The 21,472-nt window shown below is 74.1% G+C and carries 16 protein-coding genes and 1 pseudogene; 10 read left to right on the top strand and 7 right to left on the bottom strand.

The genetic code is table 11. The annotated features are described in order from the left end of the window. Window positions 1–64: 64 nt before the first annotated feature. Window positions 65–952, bottom strand: a complete 888-nt coding sequence (locus tag ABTY61_RS38435; protein ID WP_350509851.1) for a universal stress protein — start codon at window positions 950–952, stop codon at window positions 65–67. A gap of 387 nt (window positions 953–1,339) precedes the next feature. Here ABTY61_RS38435 and ABTY61_RS38430 point away from each other — a divergent pair, with 387 nt between their 5' ends. Then, window positions 1,340–1,837, top strand: a complete 498-nt coding sequence (locus ABTY61_RS38430) for a carboxymuconolactone decarboxylase family protein (protein WP_350509867.1) — start codon at window positions 1,340–1,342, stop codon at window positions 1,835–1,837. A gap of 215 nt (window positions 1,838–2,052) precedes the next feature. Here ABTY61_RS38430 and ABTY61_RS38420 read toward each other — a convergent pair whose 3' ends face one another. After that, a complete protein-coding gene (locus ABTY61_RS38420; RefSeq protein ID WP_350509850.1) occupies window positions 2,053–3,333 on the bottom strand; it encodes an alpha/beta hydrolase family protein in 1,281 nt (426 codons plus the stop codon). Window positions 3,334–3,664: 331 nt separating this feature from the next. On the opposite strand from ABTY61_RS38420, the pseudogene ABTY61_RS38415 reads away from it, so the two are divergent. Next, a pseudogene (locus ABTY61_RS38415) lies at window positions 3,665–3,767 on the top strand (5-methyltetrahydropteroyltriglutamate--homocysteine methyltransferase); the annotation flags it as partial. Window positions 3,768–3,798: 31 nt separating this feature from the next. Here the strand turns inward: ABTY61_RS38415 and cobF are convergent. Continuing rightward, on the bottom strand, window positions 3,799–4,560 hold the full coding sequence (gene cobF / locus ABTY61_RS38410; protein ID WP_350509849.1) for a precorrin-6A synthase (deacetylating): 762 nt from the start codon (window positions 4,558–4,560) through the stop codon (window positions 3,799–3,801). Window positions 4,561–4,671: 111 nt separating this feature from the next. Here cobF and ABTY61_RS38405 point away from each other — a divergent pair, with 111 nt between their 5' ends. From ABTY61_RS38405 to ABTY61_RS38395, 3 genes are all read left to right on the top strand, one after another. Further along, window positions 4,672–5,316: a TMEM175 family protein gene (locus tag ABTY61_RS38405; protein WP_350509848.1), complete on the top strand. Its 645-nt coding sequence runs from the start codon at window positions 4,672–4,674 to the stop codon at window positions 5,314–5,316. A gap of 188 nt (window positions 5,317–5,504) precedes the next feature. Further along, a complete protein-coding gene (locus tag ABTY61_RS38400) occupies window positions 5,505–7,160 on the top strand; it encodes a serine hydrolase (protein ID WP_350509847.1) in 1,656 nt (551 codons plus the stop codon). A gap of 231 nt (window positions 7,161–7,391) precedes the next feature. Continuing rightward, window positions 7,392–9,206 (top strand): alkaline phosphatase family protein, encoded by a 1,815-nt coding sequence (locus ABTY61_RS38395; protein WP_350509846.1) that lies wholly within the window; start codon window positions 7,392–7,394, stop codon window positions 9,204–9,206. A 104-nt stretch (window positions 9,207–9,310) separates the two neighbouring features. On the opposite strand, the gene ABTY61_RS38390 is transcribed toward ABTY61_RS38395, so the two are convergent. After that, window positions 9,311–10,105, bottom strand: a complete 795-nt coding sequence (locus ABTY61_RS38390; protein ID WP_350509845.1) for a 2OG-Fe(II) oxygenase family protein — start codon at window positions 10,103–10,105, stop codon at window positions 9,311–9,313. Beyond that, complete coding sequence (locus tag ABTY61_RS38385; RefSeq protein WP_350509844.1) at window positions 10,089–11,318, bottom strand: hypothetical protein; 1,230 nt, start codon at window positions 11,316–11,318, stop codon at window positions 10,089–10,091. Before ABTY61_RS38385 ends, ABTY61_RS38390 begins: the two co-directional genes overlap by 17 nt. 742 nt (window positions 11,319–12,060) lie before the next feature. Between ABTY61_RS38385 and sigK the strand changes: the two genes are divergently transcribed. The 4 genes from sigK to ABTY61_RS38365 all read left to right on the top strand — a co-directional run bounded on the left by sigK (window position 12,061) and on the right by ABTY61_RS38365 (window position 16,704). Further along, a complete protein-coding gene (gene sigK / locus ABTY61_RS38380; RefSeq protein ID WP_350509866.1) occupies window positions 12,061–12,678 on the top strand; it encodes an ECF RNA polymerase sigma factor SigK in 618 nt (205 codons plus the stop codon). Then, window positions 12,675–13,643: a MerR family transcriptional regulator gene (locus ABTY61_RS38375; RefSeq protein ID WP_350509843.1), complete on the top strand. Its 969-nt coding sequence runs from the start codon at window positions 12,675–12,677 to the stop codon at window positions 13,641–13,643. Before sigK ends, ABTY61_RS38375 begins: the two co-directional genes overlap by 4 nt. Window positions 13,644–13,715: 72 nt before the next feature. Continuing rightward, window positions 13,716–15,209 carry an SDR family oxidoreductase gene (locus tag ABTY61_RS38370; RefSeq protein WP_350509842.1) on the top strand — a complete coding sequence of 498 codons (1,494 nt, stop codon included), beginning with the start codon at window positions 13,716–13,718 and terminating at the stop codon, window positions 15,207–15,209. A gap of 175 nt (window positions 15,210–15,384) precedes the next feature. Then, entirely contained in the window at window positions 15,385–16,704 is a 1,320-nt protein-coding gene (locus tag ABTY61_RS38365; protein WP_350509841.1) for a cryptochrome/photolyase family protein, read from the top strand. Window positions 16,705–16,726: 22 nt separating this feature from the next. Here the strand turns inward: ABTY61_RS38365 and ABTY61_RS38360 are convergent, their stop codons facing one another. After that, entirely contained in the window at window positions 16,727–17,794 is a 1,068-nt protein-coding gene (locus ABTY61_RS38360; protein WP_350509840.1) for an Lrp/AsnC family transcriptional regulator, read from the bottom strand. A 111-nt stretch (window positions 17,795–17,905) separates the two neighbouring features. On the opposite strand from ABTY61_RS38360, the gene ABTY61_RS38355 reads away from it, so the two are divergent. Beyond that, window positions 17,906–18,658: an SDR family NAD(P)-dependent oxidoreductase gene (locus ABTY61_RS38355; RefSeq protein WP_350509839.1), complete on the top strand. Its 753-nt coding sequence runs from the start codon at window positions 17,906–17,908 to the stop codon at window positions 18,656–18,658. Window positions 18,659–18,812: 154 nt separating this feature from the next. Here ABTY61_RS38355 and ABTY61_RS38350 read toward each other — a convergent pair whose 3' ends face one another. Next, entirely contained in the window at window positions 18,813–20,762 is a 1,950-nt protein-coding gene (locus ABTY61_RS38350; protein WP_350509865.1) for a putative Ig domain-containing protein, read from the bottom strand. Between the last annotated feature and the right edge of the window lie 710 nt (window positions 20,763–21,472).

Below are 21,472 nucleotides of genomic sequence, written 5' to 3'. Positions count from 1 at the left end.
AGGCCGGGTAGCGGGCCCTGCGACAGCCGCCCTCGGCGGTGCGTCGCCACCCCGTGCGCCGCGTTCAGCCGTAGGGGACGACGGCGACCGGGCAGTGGACGTGGTGGATGGCAGCGTGGGCGACCGGCCCGAGGTGGTGCCGGCGCAGCGGCAGGTGGTGCAGGCGGCGGCCGATGACCAGCAGACGGGCGGTGGCGGCCGCGTCGACGAGTGCGACCGCGGCCTTGCCGCGGACCAGGTCGGCGGTCACCTCGACCTCGGGGTGGCGGGCGCGCAGCGGGTCCAGGACCTCGGCGAGGCCGGTCCGCTCGACGCCGGCGACTTCGCCCTCCAGCCCGCCGATGGCGTCGAAGGCCATGTACTCGCTGCCGGCCGGCCGGGCCCAGACGTGGACGACCCGCAGCGGCGCCGAGCGCAGGGCGGCGGCGTGGAAGGCGAAGGCCAGGACCTCCTCGGCCGGGTGGGCCAGGTCGAGGCCGACGGTGACGGCGCCCTCCGGCTCGTCGTGGTCGGCGCGGACCAGCACCACCGGACAGGCCGCGCGGCGCAGCACCTCCTGGCTGACCGAGCCGACCAGGAAGCCGCGCAGGGTGCCCAGCCCGCGGGAGCCGAGCACCAGCACGGAGGCGCGGTGCGAGGCGGCCTCCAGGGCCTCGACCGGGTCGGCGGACACGGCGGAGGAGGAGACCGGGAGGCCGGGCGTCAGGGCGGCGAGCGCGGACTCGCGCTCGGCGAGGTGGGCCAGGGCGCGATGGTAGGTCTGGTCGCTGCCGACCACGTCCCGCTTGGGCAGGGGCCAGGCCTCCAGGACTTCGAGCGGGAGGCCGCGGCGCTGCGCCTCGTGGGCGGCCCACCCGGTGGCGGTGAGGCTCTCGGGAGAGCCGTCGAAGCCGACGATGACGGGGCCGGTGGAGGGACCGGTGGAGGGGCTGGTGGGCGCGGGTCCGGTCACGGCGTGCTCCTCGGGTTCCGCGGCGCGGGGAGGGCCGTACCCGGCCGTCGGGGCCGCCTCGGGTCTGCGACCCCAGTATCGGCGGTGGCCGGGGGCGGCACCTCTTGGGGCGCTCGGTGCCCGGCGTGCCCGGCGTGCCCGGCGTGCCCGGCGCCGTGCTGAGCGTGCGGGCCGGTCATGACGGCGCGCGCGGCGCGGAACAGGGCTGAGGGATTCTCCGGGGCGCTGTCACACTCGGGCGCCGGGATCCGTCGGGTCGGTGAAAGCACCGGTGAAAAGCACCGATGGAAGCACCGATCACCCGAGAGGAACGCCACCGTGAGCACCGACCGCACCACCCGCACCTCGACCACCCGCACCTCGACCGCCCGTACGATCACCGCCGAGATCCCGTTGCGCCCCCGGCTGGCCACCGACCCGACCGAGCTGGTCCCCGAACTCGCCGACGTCTCGGCCGCGTTGTTCCGGGCCGTCGGCAACCGGTCGATCCCGCGCGTCGTCATCAGCCTGGTCCAGCTGCGGGCCGGACAGCTCGCCGGCAGCACCTACCTGACCGTCCTGCACACCGGATTCCTGCGCAAGGCCGGTGAGTCGGAGGAGCGGATCACCTCGGTGTCCACCTGGCAGGACTCGCCGTACCTGACCGCCCCCGAGCGGGCGGCTCTCGCCCTGGTCGAGGCCGTCCTGCAGCCCAACCCGCACGGCGAGCGGGTGTCGGACGAGCTGTACGCCGAGGTCGCCGCGCACTACGACGAGAAGGCGCTGGCCACGCTGATGCTCGCGATCGGCCAGGTCAACTTCTTCACGGCGATCGCCCTGATCGCCAAGCCCGTCCCCGGGAAGGCCTTCACCGACCCCTGGGCCGGAACGAGCCCCCGGGCCTGAGCGACCCACCGAACCGGCCCGCCGAGTGCTTCGCCCGGCGGGCCGGTTCTCCGCGCGTTCAGGTGGCGGAGAGCAGGCCCGTCACCAGGGCGCGGAGCCCGTCGCGGTAGGTGTCCTGGGCGGTGAGGGTCTCCCAGTGGTCGGCGACCCGGGCGAGGCGGGGGTGTACGGCCGGGTCGGTCCGTACGGCTCCGGTTGCGGCTCCGGGCCGCGGGCTACCGCTCGTAGACCATCTCGGGGAAGCGCGGCGACGGGCCGTCCAGGAGGTGGTCGTCGTGGCCGCGCAGCCAGCGGTCGAAGAACGACGCCACGTACGAGCGGGTGGCCAGCACCGCGCGGTCCGGGCGGACGTCGCCGACGTCCTGGGTGAGCTGGTCCCCGCTGATCGCGCCCTGCCGGGCGAGCTGGGGCAGCAGGGACTGGGCGTCGGTGTAGGAGCTGTGGCGGGAGCCGGTGAGGGTCAGGTCGGCGTGCCAGCCGGTGCTGTGCTGCCACAGGGCGTCCCAGCCGGGCTGCCGGTGGTAGCTGCCGGAGTCCGACTCCTGGGTGCCCATCAGCAGGAAGGGCCGGTTCAGGCCGTCCGCGGCGACGGTGGGCAGGGGCAGCTGGATTCCGGAGCCGTCCGGGCGGGGGAAGTGCAGCTGGCCGTCGAGGTTGATGCCGACCTTGAGGCGCGGATCGTCGTGCATGGTCTGCAGGGCCGCGGAGCCGCCCCCGGAGTGGCCGACCATGCCGATCCGGTCGAGGTCGAGGGAGGCGGCGAGGCCGGCCGGCAGCTGCTCGTCCTGGCACAGCCCGGTGAGCCGGTCCAGGACGAAGCGGGTGTCGTCGACCCGGGCCTGCAGCGTCTTGCGCAGCAGGGCGCCGAAGTCGACGCCGGGCTGCTCCATCAGCCCGGGGAAGACGGAGGTGGCGAGCTCCCCGTCGGGGAAGGCGACCTCGGAGGCGTCGTAGGTGTGGTCGACGGTGACGACGACGTAGCCGCGCGAGGCGAGGTCCTCCACCAGGCCGGTGCCCCAGGTGCGCGGGTCGCCGAAGCCCGCCGAGTACAGCACGACGGGCCGCTTGCCGCCGGGCAGGACGGGCGCGTCCGTGCGAGCGTGGGTGCGGATGCCCGCCCAGTCGGTGCGGCCGGGCAGGAACTTGTTCTCGCGCTGGGCGACGCTCCCGGCGCTGCCGAAGTGCTCGGCGGCGGCGGGGAGCATGTACGGAGCGCGGTCGTCGCCGGTGGCGGGCCGGGTGGTCGGGTACCAGAAGCTGACCATCAGCTTGCGGTGCTGCCCGGGCTTCCAGGGGTCGTCCCGGCCGTCGTCCGTGAGCTGCAGGGCCGTGGTGCCGACCGGGTACGGCCCGGTGGGCTGCGGCAGCCAGGCCCTGGCCTGCCGCTCGGCGCCGTCCCGCCCGGTCGCCGCCACCGCACCCGGCGCGCCGGCCACACCCAACGTCGCCGTCGCCGCCAGCAGCACCGCCGCCACGGTCCGTCCTCGCCTGCTCATCGCCGTTCCTCCTCGTTCGCTTCCGTCTTCGCCTGCAACACGGTGGACGCTACGGGCGGGGACGGGCGGAAACCGTCATACCGGGGTGCCAAGTCCCGCTCTAGTACCCCGGTATGACGGCATCCGGCGCCACCGCTACGCCCGTCGGGCTGACGTCGTCTCACCATGCGGACGATCGGGTGAATCCCCGGCCGGAAACCGGCGGACTGCCCGTAGGGTGGCCGGTGCAGCTGGTTCGCCCCGTCCGCCGGGCGGGGTGTCGTAAGAGGGAACCCGGTGACGCCTTTTGACTGGCCAGTCCGGGACTGCCCCGCAGCGGTGAGTGGGAACGACCGCCGTCCACACCCACATGTGCTACGCCGAGTTCGGCGCGATCATGGCCGCGATCGACGAACTCGACGCCGACGTCATCTCCTTGGAGGCGACCCGCTCCCCTTCTGCCGCACCCGCCCGGAGGACACCTGGTCACTCCTCGGTGCGGCGCAGCAGGTAGGTGTCCATGATCCAGCCCTTGCGCTCGCGGGCCTCGGCGCGCAGCCGGGCGATCTCGGGCGCGGCCTCGTCGAGCGGGCCGGAGACCAGGATCTCGTCCCGGCCGCCGAGGTAGGCGCCGTAGTGGACGTGCACGCCCTCGGGATCGAGGCCGGCGAGGGCGGCCTGTCCGTCGAGCATCACCACGGTGTCCTCGCTGCCGGGGCCGAAGCCGTCGGCGGCCAGCCGGCGGGCGGTGGTGATCCGCAGCGGGCGGCCCACCCTGGTGAGGGTGGTGCGGTGCCGGGCGGCGAGCACCGAGACGCTGCTGATCCCGGGGACCACCCGGTAGTCGAAGGCGTCCGGGGTGGCGGCCAGGACCTCGTCGAGGACGGCGGTCACGCTGTCGTACAGGCTCGGGTCGCCCCAGACCAGGAATGCGCCGGTCTCGTCCGGCGCCAGGTGCTCGGCGACCAGCCGCCCGACCAGCTCGGCCCGTCGGCGGCGCCAGTCCTGGACCGCCTCGGTGTACGCCGGGGTGGTGCGGTCGCGCTCGGCGTCCGGGACCTCGACCACCCGGTGGCCGGGGCGGCCGTGCTCCTCGATCATCCGGCGGCGCAGGTGCATCAGGTCCTGGCGCTGCTCGTTCTTGTCGAGGAGGAGGAAGACGTCGGTGCCCGCGAAGGCCTTGACGGCCTGGAGGGTGAGGTGGTCCGGATCGCCCGAACCGATGCCGATGACGATGATCTGCCGCATGCCGCGATTCTGCCCGACCCGGCCGGACGGATCGTTCCTCGCTCCGCCCCCAGCGGCGCGGGCCCGGCGTTGCGCGGTGGGGTGGCGCTGCCCGGCTGAGATGCTCTGCCGGTGGAGACGGCAGAGACGAGGGACACCGGGCGGATCGAGGCGTTCAGCGACGGGGTGTTCGCGATCGCGATCACCCTGCTGGTACTGGAGATCAAGATCCCCCAGGCGCACGGGGCGGCGGAGCTGTGGCGGGCGCTCGGTGCGCAGTGGCCGTCGTACTTCGCCTACGTGGTGAGCTTCCTGGTGATCGGCGTGGTCTGGGTGAACCACCACAGCGTGTTCGGTCACCTGGCGCGGGTCGACCGCACCCTGATGTTCCTCAACCTGCTGCTGCTGATGCTGATCTCCGTCCTGCCCTTCCCGACCGCGGTCGTTGCGCAGAACCTGCGCAACGGCTCGGCGGCGAACGTGGCGGCGGCCGTGTACGGCGGGGTGATGGTGGGCCAGGCGGTGCTGTTCTCCGTCTTCTGGAACCACGTCACGCGCACCGGCCGCTGCTTCGACGAGCGGGTGGACGTGCCTGCGGCCCGGGCCGGGCGGTGGCGGTTCGAGCTGGGCCTGGTGGTCTACCCGCTCACCGTCGGCCTGGCCTTCCTCTCCGCCCCGGCCGCCCTCGCCGTCCACGGCCTGCTGGCCGTCTACTACGGGTTCAACCAGGTGCGGGTGCCGCTGCTGGACCAGGGCGCTGACCGAATGACCGGATGACGGACCCACGGGCGGGGGAGGGCCGGGCCGCCCCGGCCCGGGCCGTGCGCCGCCGGACGGGTGGTTCGCGCGGGGGACGGCGCGCGGCGGCGGCCCGGGGCGCGCACAGCCGTCCACACTCCCGCCGTACGGCGGACGGCGGCACCGACGGGACCGGGGCCGCGCCGCCCGGACGAGGGAGGACCTCGATGCATCCTCACGGCGCGCCCAGGCGCACCGCCCAGGGCCCCGGCCGGGCCGTCGCCGCACCGGCGCTGGCGGCCCTGCTGCTGAGCGGCCCGCTGCTCGCCGGGTGCACCTCGGCGGGGGCGGGCGACCCGGAGGCCGTTCCCATCCCGGGCCCCTCCTCCGCCCCGGCCACCGCGCCGCCCGCCCAGCCGGCCCCGCAGCTGACGGAGCAGCAGGTGAACGACGCCGTGGGCCGGATCGACGGCTATGTGCGGGACGCGATGACCAGGACCGGCGTGCCGGGGGTGGCGCTCGCCGTGGTGTACCAGGACAAGGTGATCCATGCACAGGGCTTCGGGCTCCGCGAGCTCGGCAAGCCCGACCAGGTCACCCCGGACACCGTGTTCCAGCTCGCCTCGGTCTCCAAGCCGATTTCCTCGACGGTGGTCGCCGGGGCGGTCGGCCAGAAGGTCGCCACGTGGGACGACCCGGTCACCGCCCACGACCCGGGCTTCGCCCTGGCCGACCCGTACGTGACCGGCCACGTCACCGTCGCCGACCTGTTCTCGCACCGCAGCGGCCTGCCGGACCACGCGGGTGACCTGCTGCAGGACCTCGGCTACCAGCGCGACTACATCGTCCAGCACCTGCGCGACCAGCCGCTCACCCCGTTCCGGGCGAGCTATGCGTACACCAACTACGGCCTGACCGAGGCCGCGGCGGCCGTCGCCAAGGCCAAGGGGGTGGCCTGGGAGGACCTCGCGGCGGACGTCCTCTACAAGCCGCTGGGGATGAACTCCACCAGCTCGCGGCGCTCCGACTACGACGCCGCGGCGAACAAGGCCGCGCCGCACGTCAGAACCGACTCCGGCTGGCAGGTCAGCACCACCGAGAACGCCGACTCGCAGTCGCCGGCCGGCGGGGCCAGCTCCACCGTGCAGGACCTCGCCCGGTGGATGCGGCTGCAGCTCGCCGACGGGAAGTTCGAGGGCCGGACGGTCATCGACCCGGACGCCCTGAACGAGACCCGCACCCCGCACTACGTCAACAGCCCGGCCAGGGCGCCGGCCGGCACCGCCGGCTCCTACGGCCTCGGCTGGAACGTCGGCACCGACCCGCGCGGCCGGCTCCGGCTGAACCACTCCGGCGGCTTCGAGCTGGGCGCCGCGACCACCGTGACCCTGCTGCCCTCCGAGCAGCTGGGCATCGTGGTGCTGACCAACGGCCAGCCGACCGGCCTCCCGGAGGCGGTGGCCGAGGAGTTCTTCGACCTCGCCCAGGAGGGCCGGGAGACGGTCGACTGGCTGACCTTCCTCGGCAAGGTCGTGCCCGCCGCCGCGGCGAGCCCCGTCTCGAAGACCGACTACACCAAGCCCCCGGCCGGCGCCGCCCCGGCCAAGCCGGACTCCGCCTACACCGGGACCTACGCCAGCGGCTACTACGGGCCGCTGACCGTGACCGAGCAGGACGGCGGGCTGGTGATGACAGTGGGACCGGCCAAGCTCCAGTACCCGCTGCAGCACTTCGACGGCGACGTGTTCAGCTTCCGCAGCAAGGGCGAGAACGCGGTCGGCCTCTCCGGGGTGACCTTCACCGTCGGCGGCGACGGTACGGCGGGCAAGGCGGTGGTCGAACAGCTCGACATCGACGGCCTCGGGACCTTCACCCGTTCCTGACGCCCCGTACGGCCTCCACGGCCCCGTCCGGACCTGCGGTGGAGCCCCCGTCGGCCGGCCCCGGGCGGGCGGTGGGGGCCGCTCTGCGCGAAGTTGTCTGACCAAGTTCGGCCCGTGTTCGCCCGCGCGCCCTTCCCCGGGCGGCACGGAACCGGTACCTCTATGTCCCGCCCGTGGTGCACCGCCACCGGCACCCACCCTCAGGCACAACCAACGGGACGAGGTACCCCCATGCGACTGCGCTGGAGCCCCTTCGGCGGACTGCTCGCCACCCTCCCGCTCGTCGGCGCGCTGGTCGTCGGCGCCCCCGGCGCCGCCCACGCGGCGGGCGGCAGCGGCAACCTGATCGTCAACGGCGACGCGGAGGCCGGCGGCTACTGCACCAACGACTGGAGCGCCGCCACCACCGTCCCCGGCTGGACGGTCCAGGCCGGCGGCGTCAACGTCATGTGCTCCTCGGTCGGTTCCTTCGGCCTGCCCGGCGACGGCCGAACGCCCGGCAAGGCCTTCTTCGCCCCGGGCAACTTCGGCGACGGCTCGATGGCCCAGACCGTGGACGTCTCGTCGGCGGCCGGTGCGATCGACGGCGGCGGCGTGCACTACAACCTGGCCGGCTGGCTGGGCGGTTGGACCACGTACGGCGGCTACGCCGCGGTGAGCCTGCACTTCCAGGACGCCGGCGGCAACCCGCTCGGCGCGACCGCCAAGCTGCCGACCGTCTCCGCGACCGACCGCGGCCTGAGCACCAAGTTCCTCTCCCGCAGCAGCACCGGAGCCGTCCCGGCCGGGACCCGCTCGATCCAGGTCGAGGTGCAGTTCCTGTCCACCACGAACGAGACCGGCTACCTGGACAACCTCTCGCTCACCCTCGACACCCCGGTCGCCGCGCCCGCGCCGATCGCCCCGCCGGCCTCCCAAGTGCCGGGCTACGACCACGTGTTCACCGTCATGATGGAGAACACCGACTACGCCCAGATCATGAACGACCCGACGGACACCCCGTTCATCCACAGCCTGATGTCCCAGGGCGCCACCCTCACCGACGCCCACGGCGTCTACCACCCCAGCGACGAGAACTACCTGGCGGTCGCCGGCGGCGACACCTACACCAAGGGCGCCACCTACTGGCCGAACATCAACTCCCCCCAGCGCAACCTCGGCGACACCATCGAGGACTCCGGCCAGACCTGGAAGGCCTACGAGCAGGGCATGGGCACGCCCTGCAACACCAACAAGAACTACGACTCGTACTACATGCCCGACGACGCGCCGTTCATCAACTACACCGACATCAGCGGCAACCCGGCCCGCTGCGCGGCCCACCTCTTCGACACCTCGCAGCTCACCACCGACCTCAAGTCGGCGGCCACCACGCCGAACTTCTCCTGGATCGCCGCCGACGACTACTACGACGGCGAGGCCTCCGGCAACGGCAGCGCCACCAGCCTCAAGGCCCAGGACGGCTGGCTGCAGCAGACCCTCGCCCCGGTGCTGTCCTCCCCGGCCTGGACCCAGCAGCGCTCGCTGCTCATCCTGACCTGGGACGAGAGCGAGAACGAGGGCTACAACCACCTCGCCACCGTCGTGGTCGGCTCGCAGGGCACCGTCCCGGCCGGGACCAGCAGCCCGCTGCACTACGACCACTACGGCATCGGCCGCACCATCGAGTCCGCCCTCGGCCTGCCCGGCCTGACCGCCAACGACACCTACGCGACCCCGCTCAACGGCGCCTTCGCCCCGTCCACCGCGACCGGCCCGACGCTGACCGGCGACCTCAACGCGGTCGCGGGCGGCGGCAACCTCACCCTGCGCTACGGCCTGCCGACCGCGGCCCAGGCCGGCGCCAAGAACTGGATCGGCTTCTACCCGGCCGGCGTCACCCCGGGCTCCCGCTCCTCGCTCACCTGGTCCTACGCCCCGAACCAGAGCGGCGCCCTGACCTTCGCCACCGGCAAGCTCGGCGGCCCGGGCCGCTACGACGCGTACCTCCTGGCCGACGACGGCTACGCCGTCCTGGCCGGGCCGTACACCGTCACCCTCGGCTGACGCCCCGACCGCCCGACGAGGGGCCCGCCGGGGCGGGCCCCTCAGCTTCGCATCCAGGGCTCGTTCGCCTCGCGCCCTGGGCTGGTTCGCCTCGCGTCCCGGGCTCACACGGGCGGCAGCAGATCGCTCCCGCTGACGGTGTACGCCACCGGCGGGTAGCGGAAGTCCGTCTCGTCGTTCTCGCGGCGCCGCAGTCGGTAGAACTCGCGCTGCCGCTCCTCGTCGGCCGTCACGAGGCGCTCGCCCCGGGGGAGGCGGGCCTGTCCGTCGCGGAACCGGAGGAGGGTCTTCGACGTCCGGAAGGTCACGCCCAACCACCGGTTGTCCGCCGCCCGGCCGGGTGCGTCCAAGACGATCCTGTGCTTGAGCCGCCGGTTCGCCTCGACGGAGAACGCGACGACGCCGTGGTGGTCGAGGGGGATCTCGAACCTCTCGTACGTCCCACCGTCGGATCCCTTCGGCTCGACGATCAGCTTCCTCGGCGGGCCCGCCTCGGGGTGCTCGTAGCAGGAGAAGACCGCGATGAACGACCCGTCGGCCAGGTCGAGGGCCTGGTCGGAATGGGCGCCCATGGTCGTGTAGGCGTTCGTGTAGCGCTCGATGAGGGCGTTGTTGAAGCCGACCGGAAGCTCCAGATGCTCCTGGGCACGCTCCTGGACCCGTTGCGCCAGCCGCTCGTGCACCGCCCGGAAGCGCTGCGCCGGGCTGCCGTACCGGGTGGTGGTGCGGACGAGCGGCACGCCGCCCGCCCCGTCGACCCTGGTCAGCACGGCGCCCTGGCGGCCCTTGCCCACGTCCTCCCAACGGGTCGACGCGGACAGCTCGGTGAAGAGGTCCTCCTCGGACGGCAGTCCGAAGGAGAGGAACTCCTCCTCCGGGAACCTAGAGCTGGGGGGCACGGTAGTCTCCCGTGTTCATGCTGAAGAGGATTCCGTCGCCGTAGTCGACGAAGGACGGGCTCCGGTTCTCCTCCGCGTACAGCCCGCGCAGCTCGTCGATGCCCTCCTCGGTGGGCGGCTCCAGCTTCACCAGGCCTTCGGAGACCTTGAGGAAGGTGTGGCCGTCCTTGTGGACGGCTTCGGCGTTCGAGCAGCGCACCACGTACCCCAGGCGGGTCGGGAGCAGCCCGGCGTCCAGCGCCGAGGGCCGGATCTCGTGGGTGTACAGGCGGTTGGTGGACAGCGGCATGAAGAACACGGACCCGGGATGGAGGGTCACGGTGAACTGCGCGGGGAGAGCGACCCCGTCGAGTTCTCCGGTCGCGTCCTTGAGGCGGAACTGGAGCCTGGTCAGCCCGCTGACGCCCTTCACGCCGTAGTCGAAGGCGTCGCCTGCCAGCGGCTGCAGCTCGTCGAGCCGGTCGTAGAAGGTGCAGAAGGCCATGATGCCGTTGACCGGCATGTCCTTGGTCTTGTCCGCGTGGGACGAGATCCGGGCCTTGGACTGCTTGCGCTCCGCCGTGGCCCGGGTGTTGTGGTAGATCTGGGCGAGGACGTGGTTCAGCGGCGCGTGGTCGCGGAAGATGCCGGCGGCCTCGCGGTTCAGGGCCTCGACGATGCTCGTGTCGGTCGGGCGGAAGCCTTCGGTCGGCCCCGAGAGGTTGGTGGAGCACCGGAGCAGGCGGAAGTGCAGCTCGTCACCGTCGCGCGTGACGGGCGTCAGGTAGATGCCGCTGCGATGGGCCTTCCCGGGCTTGTTCGACTCCGTCAGGGACTGGAACTCGTGCTCCGCGCTGATCCGTTCGAAGTGGCCCTCGTCGAGCCCGAAGAAGCGGTGGTAGTACACGCCGACGCCGTGCACGCGGACCGGGACCCGGCCGAGGCCGACGACGCTCCAGGGCGCGTCGGCGTCCTCCCGGTAGCCGTGTGACAGCTCCCGGATGACGAACACCCGGTCGGCCGTGCGCAGTCGGCGGGGTTCGAGCCCGGATATATCGCCGCACAGGTAGACGGTCCTGAGGATGAGGTCGGCCGAGCCGGAGGCAAGGTCCTCCGGCGTGGTCACCGACCCGAAGAAGTCCCTGACCACGTCGTGGTCCTGGAGCGTCGAAGGCGCGATCAGGACGTTGCCCGCATCCTCGATGCGGGCCTCGGTCGGCTCCGGTGTGGACATCGAACGGCACCTGCCCTTCGCAGTTCCTGGTGGGTTGATCGAGTGGGTGGATCAAGCGGACGGCTCGCGTGGACTGCTCGAACCGATGATCAGAGCGCGAGCATGGCCGCCGCAACCTCATTTGCCGCCGCGTCGGGGATCGCGGTCGCGGCCCGCTCCAGCACCAGCAGCCGCTCGAGTGCATCGTCGACCTCCCGGGCAGGTGTGTGACCGTGGCCACGCTACCCGGCACCGCTGACACCGCCCCACAACTGTGCCTTCAGTGACGTCGACTGGGGGCGCACGGGCTCCCCGGGCTCAGGTGTCCTCGGCGGGTCCGTCCCCGGCTGGCGGCGCCCGGACGGCCCGGGCGATGTCCGAGCGGAGCCGGTCGGCCGCCTCCCTCCCGCCCTCCCGCTGGTTTCCGCCGCAAGCGCGGACGGCGGGCTCGGCGCTGTCGGCCACCGCGGTGGCCGGCCCGTTCGCGGACCGCGTCCGAGATCTGCCGTAGCCTGCGGCCAGTGGAGAGCGGGGGGCGCCTGCCTCTGCTCTGCCCGTCCCGTCGGGCGCCGAGCCACTTGGTGCGCAATCGGGTTCGTCCGAGGAACCGGAACGCCCGCCCGGCCTGCGCAGAACGCTGCGAAAACGTTGCGACTACCGGTGCGGCCCGCGACTGCGCGACGGTCGGATCGTGCAGGCAAACACCGACCGGGCGCCCACCGGATCCGCCGTCCCCGACCGCGCCGACGACGGGCGGGCCCGGCTGCGCGTGCTGGTGGCCGCGGTCGCCCGCGGAGACGAGCGGGCCTTCGAGGAGCTCTACGCGGCCACCGCCGGCACCGTCCTGGGCCTGGTCCTGCGGGTGCTGCGGGACCGCGCCCAGGCCGAGGAGGTCGTCCAGGAGGTGTTCTGGCAGGTGTGGCGGGAGGCCCCGCGCTACCGCCCGGAGCGGGGCGAGGTCCTGCCCTGGATGGTCACCGTGGCCCACCACCGCGCCGTGGACCGGGTCCGCTCCGCCCAGGCGGCCGCCGACCGCGAACGCGCCGCCGCCCTGCGCGGCTACGCCCCGGCGTTCGACCAGGTCGCCGACCAGGTCGAGGGCGAGCTGGAGCGCGAGTCGGAGCGCGAGCTGGTCCGGCACGCGCTGTCCGCGCTGACCGAGCTCCAACGCGAGTGCCTGCTGCTGGTCTACTACGGCGGCCGCACCCACACCCAGGCGGCCGCCGCGCTCGGGGCGCCGCTGGGCACCGTCAAGACCCGGATCCGCGACGCCCTCGGCCGGCTGCGCACCGAGCTCGGCGGCGCCCCCGGGCCCCTGCCCCGGCCGCGCGCGCGTCGGCCGACCGCCCCCCGGTGTCCCGTCGTAGGCTCGCGGCCGTGACCGCCCCGACCGCCCCGACCGCACCGGCCCCGGCCGGGCTGACCACCGGAGCCCTCGCCCGCCGGCTCGGCGTCTCGCCCACCACCATCCGGTCCTGGGAGCGCCGCTACGGCATCGGTCCGGCCCACCGGGCCCCCGGGCGGCACCGCCGCTGGGAGCCGGAGGACGTGGCCGTCCTGGAGGAGATGTGCCGCCTCACCGCCCGGGGCGTCAACCCCGCCGAGGCCGCCCGGATCGCCCTGGCGGGGGCCGGGCCCGAGCCGCCGAAGGCCCGGACGGCCGGGACCGCCCGCACCGGCACGGCCTCCGGCGGCAACACCCTGCCGGTGGGCACCGTGCGCCCCGAGTGCCGGGGCCTGGCCCGGGCCGCCGTACGGCTGGACGCCCCCGAGATGGCGCGGATCCTGCGCCGCAGCGTCGACGAGCTCGGCGCGGTCGTCGCCTGGACGGAGGTGATGACCCCGGCGCTCCGGGCGGCCGGGCGCAAGTGGGTCGCCGAGGGCGAGCGCTACGTCGAGGTGGAGCACCTGCTGTCCTGGCACATCGCGGCCGCGCTGCGCCGGGTCGCCGACCGGCCCGAGCCGGTGCCCGGCCCGGCCGCGCTGCTCGCGGGCATGCCGTCCGAACTGCACGCCCTCCCGCTGGAAGCGCTCGCCGCGGCGCTGGCCGAGCGCGGCCTGCCGTTCCGGATGTTCGGCCCCGCCCTGCCGCCCGAGGCGCTGCTCGAAGCGGTGCACCGGACCGGGCCGCCCGCAGTGCTGCTCTGGTCGCAGGTCACCCGCACCGCCGACCGGGCCCTGGTCGAGCGGGTCGTCCGGACGGCCTGGGGCCCGCAGGGCGCGCGCACCCAGCCGGTGGTGCTGGTCGCCGGACCGGGCTGGGCCGGACCCCGCCGACCACCGGGCACGCTGCGGCCGCGCGACCTCGCCACCGCCCTCGACCTCCTGGAGGGACTGCTCCGCTGACCGGAGCCCGGACGACACCCCCCCCAGGCACTACCCCCCCAGGCATCACCCGTCGTACGGAAGGAGCGGACCATGGACGAGCGACCCCCGGCCGGCCGGACCTGCCTGGTCACCGGCGCCACCGGCTACATCGGCGGCCGCCTGGTCCCCGAACTGCTCGCCGCCGGGCACCGGGTCCGCTGCCTGGCCCGCGACCCGGGGCGGCTGCGCGACCAGCCGTGGCGCGCCGAGGTCGAGACCGCCACCGGCGACGTCACCCGGCCGGCGACGCTGGACGGCGCATTCGACGGCATCGACGTCGCCTACTACCTGGTCCACTCCCTCGGTACCGGGCCGGACTTCGAAGCCACCGACCGGCGCGCCGCCCGCGCCTTCGCCCGCGCGGCGGCCCGGGCCGGGGTGGCCCGGATCGTCTACCTCAGCGGGCTGGTGCCCGCCGGGGTGGCCGAGGCCGGGCTGTCGCCGCACCTGCGCTCGCGCGCCGAGGTCGGCCGGGTGCTGCGGGAGGCCGGGGTGCCCACCGTCGAACTGCGGGCCGCCGTCATCATCGGCTCCGGCTCCGCCTCCTTCGAGATGCTCCGCTACCTGACCGAACGCCTGCCCGCCATGGTCACCCCGCGCTGGGTCAACACCCGGATCCAGCCCATCGCCGTCCGCGACGTGCTGTACTACCTGGTCGGCGCCGCCGTGCTGCCGCCGGAGGTCGACCGGGCCTTCGACATCGGCGGACCGGACGTACTGACCTACCGGCTGATGATGCAGCGCTACGCCCGCGCGGCCGGCCTGCCGCCCCGGCTGATCGTGCCGGTCCCCGTGCTGACCCCCGCGCTGTCCAGCCACTGGGTCGGCCTGGTCACCCCCGTCCCCGGCCCGCTCGCCCGCCCGCTGGTGGAGTCGCTGCGGCACGAGGTGGTCTGCCACGAACACGACATCGCCCACTGGGTCCCCGACCCGCCGCAGGGGCTGACCGGCTTCGACCGCGCCCTCGAACTGGCCCTGCGCCGCATCCGCGAGGCCAGGGTCACCACCCGCTGGTCCTCCGCGTCGCTGCCCGGCGCGCCCAGCGACCCGCTGCCCACCGACCCCGACTGGGCCGGCGGCAGCCTCTACCAGGACCTGCGGGAACGACGGGTGGCCGCCGACCCGGCCGCCGTGTGGCGGGTCGTCGAGGGCGTCGGCGGCGAGAACGGCTGGTACTCCCTCCCGTTCGCCTGGGCACTGCGCGGCACGCTCGACCGGCTGGCCGGAGGAGTCGGCCTGCGCCGCGGCCGACGCGACCCCGACCACCTGCGGGTCGGCGACGCCCTCGACTTCTGGCGGGTCGAGGAGATCGAGCCCGGACGCCTGCTGCGCCTGCGGGCCGAGATGCGCCTGCCCGGCCTGGCCTGGCTCGAACTGCGGGTCGCCCCCGACGGCGACGGCGGCGCGCTCTACCGCCAGCGCGCCCTGTTCCACCCGCACGGGCTGGCCGGCCACGCCTACTGGTGGTCGGTGGCGCTGTTCCACTCGGTGGTGTTCGACGCCATGGCGCGCAACATCACGGAACGCGCCCGGCATGCGGCGTGACCGGTGGCGGCACCGGACCGATCCGCGGGGCGTTCGGCTCCGAAGGAACCGGTACGGTCCGGCATCCGCCGCGCAGCGCCGCCGTCCCGCCGTACACCGACAGCTCCGGGAACCCCGCACCCCGGGAACCCCGCACCCCGAGAACCCCGACCGCATCCGCTCCGAGGGCCCGCCGATGACCGTCTCGATCGCCTTGTTCACCCAGGACCTGCGCCTGCACGACAACCCCGTCCTGCACGCCGCCCGCACCGCCGCCGACCAGGTGGTGCCGCTGTTCGTCCTCGACCCCGCCGTCGAGGCGGCCGGCTTCGCCGCCCCCAACCGGCTGGCCTTCCTGGCCGACTGCCTCACCGACCTGGACGCCTCGCTGCGCCGCACCGGCTCCCGCCTGATCGTCCGCCGGGGCGCGACCGCCGAGCAGACGGCCGTGGTGGCCGCCGAGGCCGGGGCCGGGACGGTGCACGTGGCCGCCGGGGTCAGCACCTTCGCCCGCCGGCGCGAGGCCGGGCTGCTCGCCCTGTTCGGCGACCGGCTGCACGTCCACGACGCCTCGGTGACCGTGGTGCCGCCCGGGCGGGTCGCCCCGGCCGGCCGCGACCACTACGCCGTCTTCACCCCGTACCACCGCGCCTGGCAGCAGGCCCCGCACCGCACCGTGCTGGGCGCGCCCCGGGCACTGCGCACCCCGACCGGCATCGGCAGCGACAACCTCACGGTCGGCGGCCCGTTCTCGCCGTCCCTGCCGCGCGGCGGCGAGACCGCGGCCCGGGAGCGGTGGCGGCGCTGGGACGTCGACGCCTACGCCGACGTGCACGACGACCTGGCGGCCGACGAGACCTCCCGGCTCTCCCCGTACCTGCACTTCGGCTGCCTGTCGGCCACCGAGCTGGCCGCCCGCGCCCTCCAGCGCGGCGGCAGCGGGGCGGAGGCCTTCGTCCGGCAGCTGGCCTGGCGGGACTTCCACCACCAGGTGCTCGCCGCCCGCCCCGACGCCGCGCACCGCGACTACCGCACCCGGGACGACCGCTGGCACCACGACGAGCGCGAGGCCGAGGCCTGGCGGCAGGGCCGCACCGGCTACCCGATCGTCGACGCCGGGATGCGCCAGCTCGCCCATGAGGGCTGGATGCACAACCGGGCCCGGCTGCTGACGGCGAGCTTCCTCGCCAAGTCCCTCCACCTGGACTGGCGGATCGGCGCCGCCCACTTCCTGTCCCTGCTGGTCGACGGCGACGTGGCGAACAACCAGCTCAACTGGCAGTGGGTGGCCGGCACCGGCACCGACACCAGGCCCAACCGGGTCCTCAACCCGCTGCGCCAGGCCGACCGCTTCGACCCCGACGGCGCGTATGTACGGCGCTGGGTACCGGAGTTGGCCCACCTGCCCGGACCGGCCGTGCACCGCCCGTGGCTGCTCGCCCCCGAGTACCCGGAGCCGATCATCGCCCCCGACACCCTCGCGGCCCGCCTGCGCCGGGCCCGGGGATTGGACTAGGCCGCCCCCGCCCCCGCCGCCGTCAGCACCGCGCGCGGGCGCCGGACGGCACGAGGAGGCGGTCGTCGACGAGGCGGTCGTCGACGAGCCGGGTGCCGGCCTGCTTGACCTGCCTCAGCACGGGGGAGACCTCCATGCTCTGCAGCCCGGCGAGGGGCCCGATGCGCTCCGAGGTGAACTCGAACAGCTCGTCGAGGTCCCGGCAGTGCGCGACGGCGTGGATGTTCCAGGGCCCGGAGACGGCCGCGGCGAAGGCGATCCCGGGTTCCCGGGCGAGCGCGCGGCCCGCGTTCTTCACCTCCGACGGGTGCACACGGAGCAGGAGGTGCGCACGGGCGTGATAGCCCAGGGCCGCCGCGGCGATCTCGACGTCGATGTGGAGGACGCGGTGCCGGAGCAGCGCGTCGAGGCGCCGCGAGACGCGCCCCGGGGTGAGCCCGGCGGCCGCGGCGAGATCGACGAGACCGGCGCGGCCGTCCACCGCGAGCGCGTCGAACAGCTTCTCGTCCTCGGCGGTGAGGCGCAGCGGCTCGCGCGCGACGACCGGGGACTCGGTGAAAGGCGGCCCGCCGCTGCCCAGCGCGGCCTCCTCCTGCGGGGACAGCGTGCCCTGCAAGGCGGACCAGTAGTGGCCCCGGCCGCCGAGGAACTGCCGGAGCATGGCGGCGGCGTTGATGTCGAGCACCGCCGCCGTGCGGGGCAGCCGCTGCCCGAGGAGGTCCTCGCGCTGCTCCCGGGTCCGGGACTGCGTCGCGCAGGTGACCTCGCTGCCCGCCGCGCCCAGGGATACCCAGTTGACGTCGGCACGCCTGGCCAGCGCGTCGGCGATCGCCGGGCCGCTGCCGGGGCGGCAGCGCAGTCGCACCAGCCACCTGCTCTGTCCCAGGGCGCCCGGGTTGACCACCCCGGCCACCCGGATGACACCGTCGGCGCGCAGCCGGCGGTACCGGCGGTTGACGGCGCCCTCGGTCAGGCCGAGGGCGGCCGCGATCGCGGCGAACGAAGCCCGCGGGGCGATCTGCAACGCCCGGATGATTCGCACGTCGTCGGGCTGGATCGGAGCGGATTCCGACATGAGGACCCTTGCCATGTCGGCAATCCTACGAACCGGCCCGTGCGGCTCGCCCGAGGGGCGGGGCGGGCGGAACACTCGACGATGCCCGAACGGAAGCCGAGGCTCGAAGAACGGAGATGACGACGGATGTCATCGACTGGCAGCGAACAACTCCCAACGACCGCAACGACCGCAACGACCGCACCCACCGCACCCAGCGCACTGATCGTCGGGGCCTCGCGCGGCCTCGGCCACGCGATGGCGGCGGAGTTCCTCGACCGGGGGTGGGCGGTCGTCGGCACGGTCCGCGACACCACGGTCCGAACGCCGCTGCACGACCTGGCGGACCGCTCCGACGGGCGGGTCACCATCGAGCAGCTCGACATCAACGACCCGGGCCGCCTGCCCGTGCTGCGCGAACGTCTGGCGCACCGCCCACTCGACGTGCTCTTCGTCAACGCCGGAATCACCACCGGTGAGGACACGCCGATCGGGGCGGTGGCGACGGCCGACTTCATCGAGGTGATGGTCACCAACGCGCTCAGCCCCATGCGGGTCATCGAAGCCCTTGAGGAACTGGTGTCCCCGGCGGGCCTGATCGGGGTGATGTCCTCCGGGCAGGGCAGCATCGGCAACAACACGACCGGGGGCCGCGAGGTCTACCGGGGCAGCAAGGCGGCCCTGAACATGTTCCTGCGCAGCTTCGCGGCCCGGCGGAGCGGGACGCGGCGCGCCTTCGTGCTGCTGGCACCGGGCTGGATCCGCACCGCCCTGGGCGGTCCGGACGCGCCGTTCACGCTCGAGGAGACCGTTCCGCTGCTGGCGGACGTCCTGCTGTCCCGACTGGGCACACCCGGCCTGGCGTACCTGGACCGCTTCGGCCGGACAGTCCCCTGGTAGTCCCCGCGCCCCGGCACGCGCCGTTCGCCGAAGCGCTTCGTCCCGCCCGCGAGCGCGCCGACGATCAGCACCGTGCACTGCCGAACAGGGGGCCGGAACAGGCCGGTGGGCCGCAACGAGGTTGCGGCCCACGCGGGTTGGAGCTGTCAGTCGCTCAGGAGGCGTTGATGGCGGCGTCGTCGATGACGAAGCTGGTCTGCAGGGAGGAGTCCTCGGTGCCGGTGAACTTGAGGGTCACGCTCTGGCCCGCGAAGCTCGACAGGTCGAAGGTCCGCTGCACGTAGCCGGTGCCGGCGTCGACGTTGGAGTATGTGTGCAGGGTGGTGGAGTTGGCCTGGACGGTGAGCTTGTCGTAGGCCGTGGTGCCGGTCTCGGCGGTGTCGATGTGCAGCCAGAAGCTCAGCGTCGCCTTGCAGCCGGCCGGGATGGTGACGGTCTGGCTCAGGGTGTCGGTGTGGGTGGTGCCGTAGCCGTCGAGCCAGGCCTTCCAGGAGCCGGAGTGGCTGGGCTCACTGCTGGAGTTGTCGATCACGCCGCTCGACGCCGTCCACGGCGAGGCGGTGCCGGTCTCGAAGCCGGGGTTGCCGAGCAGCTGGCCGCCGCCGGTGCAGGTGCCGCCGCCGGAGCCGGCGATGGTCCAGGTGAAGGAGGCGGAGCCGGTGGCGCCGGTGGTGTCCTTGGCGGTGACCGTGACGTTGTTGCTGCCCGCGGTGGTCGGGGTGCCGGAGATCAGGCCGGACGAGGAGTTGATCGACAGTCCGGCCGGCAGGCCGGTGGCCGAGTAGCTCAGGCTCTGGCCGGAGGCCGAGTCACTGGCGTGGATCTGCAGGCTGGCGGCGGTGCCGACGGTGCCGCTCTGGCTGCCGGGGCCGGTGACGGTGACGGTGTTGCCGCCGGTGCTGCCGCCGGCCGTGAAGGCCGCCAGGCCGTTGGGGGTGCCGAGGCCGGTCGGGCCGTCGTAGCCGGCGCCGGCCGTGCACAGGTAGGTCGGCGAGCAGGTGCCGTTGGCGCCGCTGGTCACGTCGTTCAGCGAACCGGTGTGCTGGTAGGCGTACTTGGCCGGGACGTCGGACGCGCCCGGGGTGCCCGCGTCGGCGTAGACAGCGGCGATGATCGGTGCGGAGGCGCTGGTGCCGCCGTACACGGCCCAGCCGCTGCCGCCGTAGGTCTGGTAGACCGCGACGCCGGTGGCCGGGTCGGCGACCGCCGACACGTCGGCGATGGTGCGGTTGGCGCAGCCGCTGTCGGTCTGCCAGCTCGGCTTGGGGTCGTAGGCCGAGCAGCCGGAGCCGGTGCCGTTGCCGCCGGAGCTGGAGCCCCAGACGGACTCGCTCCAGCCGCGGGCGCTGGAGTCGCGGGTCAGCGAGGTGCCGCCGACGGAGGTGACGTACTGGGAGCCGGCCGGGTACTGGGCGCCGTAGCCGGAGTCGCCGGAGGAGGCGGTGATCGCCACGCCCGGGTGGTTGAAGTACTGGCTGTCGGAGGCGGTGTCGGTGGAGTCCTCGGCGCCGCCGTAGCTGTTGGAGACGAACTTGGCGCCCTTGGCGACGGCTTGGTTGACCGAGGCGCCGAGGTCGCCCATGGTCGCCGAGTTGGCCTCGACCAGCAGGATGTGGGCGTTCGGGGCGATGGCGGAGACCATGTCCAGGTCGAGGGAGATCTCGCCCGACCAGCCGGTGTCGGAGGTCGGGTAGCTGGTGCCGCCGTTCTGGTCGATCTTCTTGAAGCAGCCGTTGGCGGTGGTGCACGCAGGCAGCCCGTACTGCGTGCGGTAGGTCGCCAGGTCGGACTCGGCGTTGGGGTCGTCCATCGCGTCGATGATCGCGACGGTCTGCCCGGCGCCGCCGTTGGCCGGCAGGGCGTAGGCGCTCTGCAGGTCACCGGGGCCGAAGCCGGAGGGTGTCGCGTCCGGGGAGACCGCGCCGAGGGAGAAGGCGTGCGGCTGGACGACGTCGGTGCGCACCAGGGCGTCGCAGGCCATCTGGTGACGGTCGGTCGGCTTGGCGCAGACGTGTTTGACGCCGGTGCCGGCCGCCCCGGTCGTGCCGGATGCGGCGGCCGAGGCACCGGCCGGGGCGGCGAGCGCGAGGCCGGCGGCGACCACGGCGCCGACCGCGAAGGTCGCGGTGCCGGCCCGGAGCCGGCCGTGCCGCAGGGGGGAAAGGAAGTTGCGCAACGGAGCCCTCCCAGGTGGGGGGTCGGGCCCCGGGCGTGCGGGCAGGCCGAGGTGAGCGGCTCGCCGGGGTGCAGGCCCGGGGTGTGAGGGGGTACGCGCACGAGCAGACGGCTGCCCTGGAGGCCCGGCGGGGCATGGAGCGTCGGCCCTGTGGGGGACGGGGGCGCCGCCGGGAGGATCGATGATCGGGGCATGCCAAGGGAGTGGTGCCGAGCCTACGAGGCGTCAGCGGTAGGAAGGTAGCCAAGCCGGGCGCCGCCGAACAAGGCCGGAACCCGCGCCATGACCGAGGCTTGACCGGGCGGGAACCCGCCACTGGCGCCCTTGCGCCGCCACCCCCGCTGAGCCCCGGTTCACCTCGCACACGGAACGGCCGAGGCCGGCCCGCCTCCGGTCCCACCCACCGGCCCCGCCACCGGAGTCGGAGGCGGGGCGGGCGGTCGTGGACGAACGCAGCCCGCCCCGCGCCGGGCCTGCGGTGCGGCGGCCGCTCCCCACCGCCGAGCGCCTGGCAGAACGCCTACGGACGGGTGTTCTTGACCGTGGGCTGGGTCTTCTGGTTGTAGATCTCCTTGCCGTCCGCGTTGTAGGCGTGGACGTAGGGGAACGGGGGGACGGAGTGCGCGCTGGTGTCGGCG

This window comes from Kitasatospora sp. NPDC096128, from assembly GCF_040303105.1.
GTDB lineage: Bacteria > Actinomycetota > Actinomycetes > Streptomycetales > Streptomycetaceae > Kitasatospora.
This window is presented reverse-complemented; position numbering and strand designations above follow the sequence as displayed.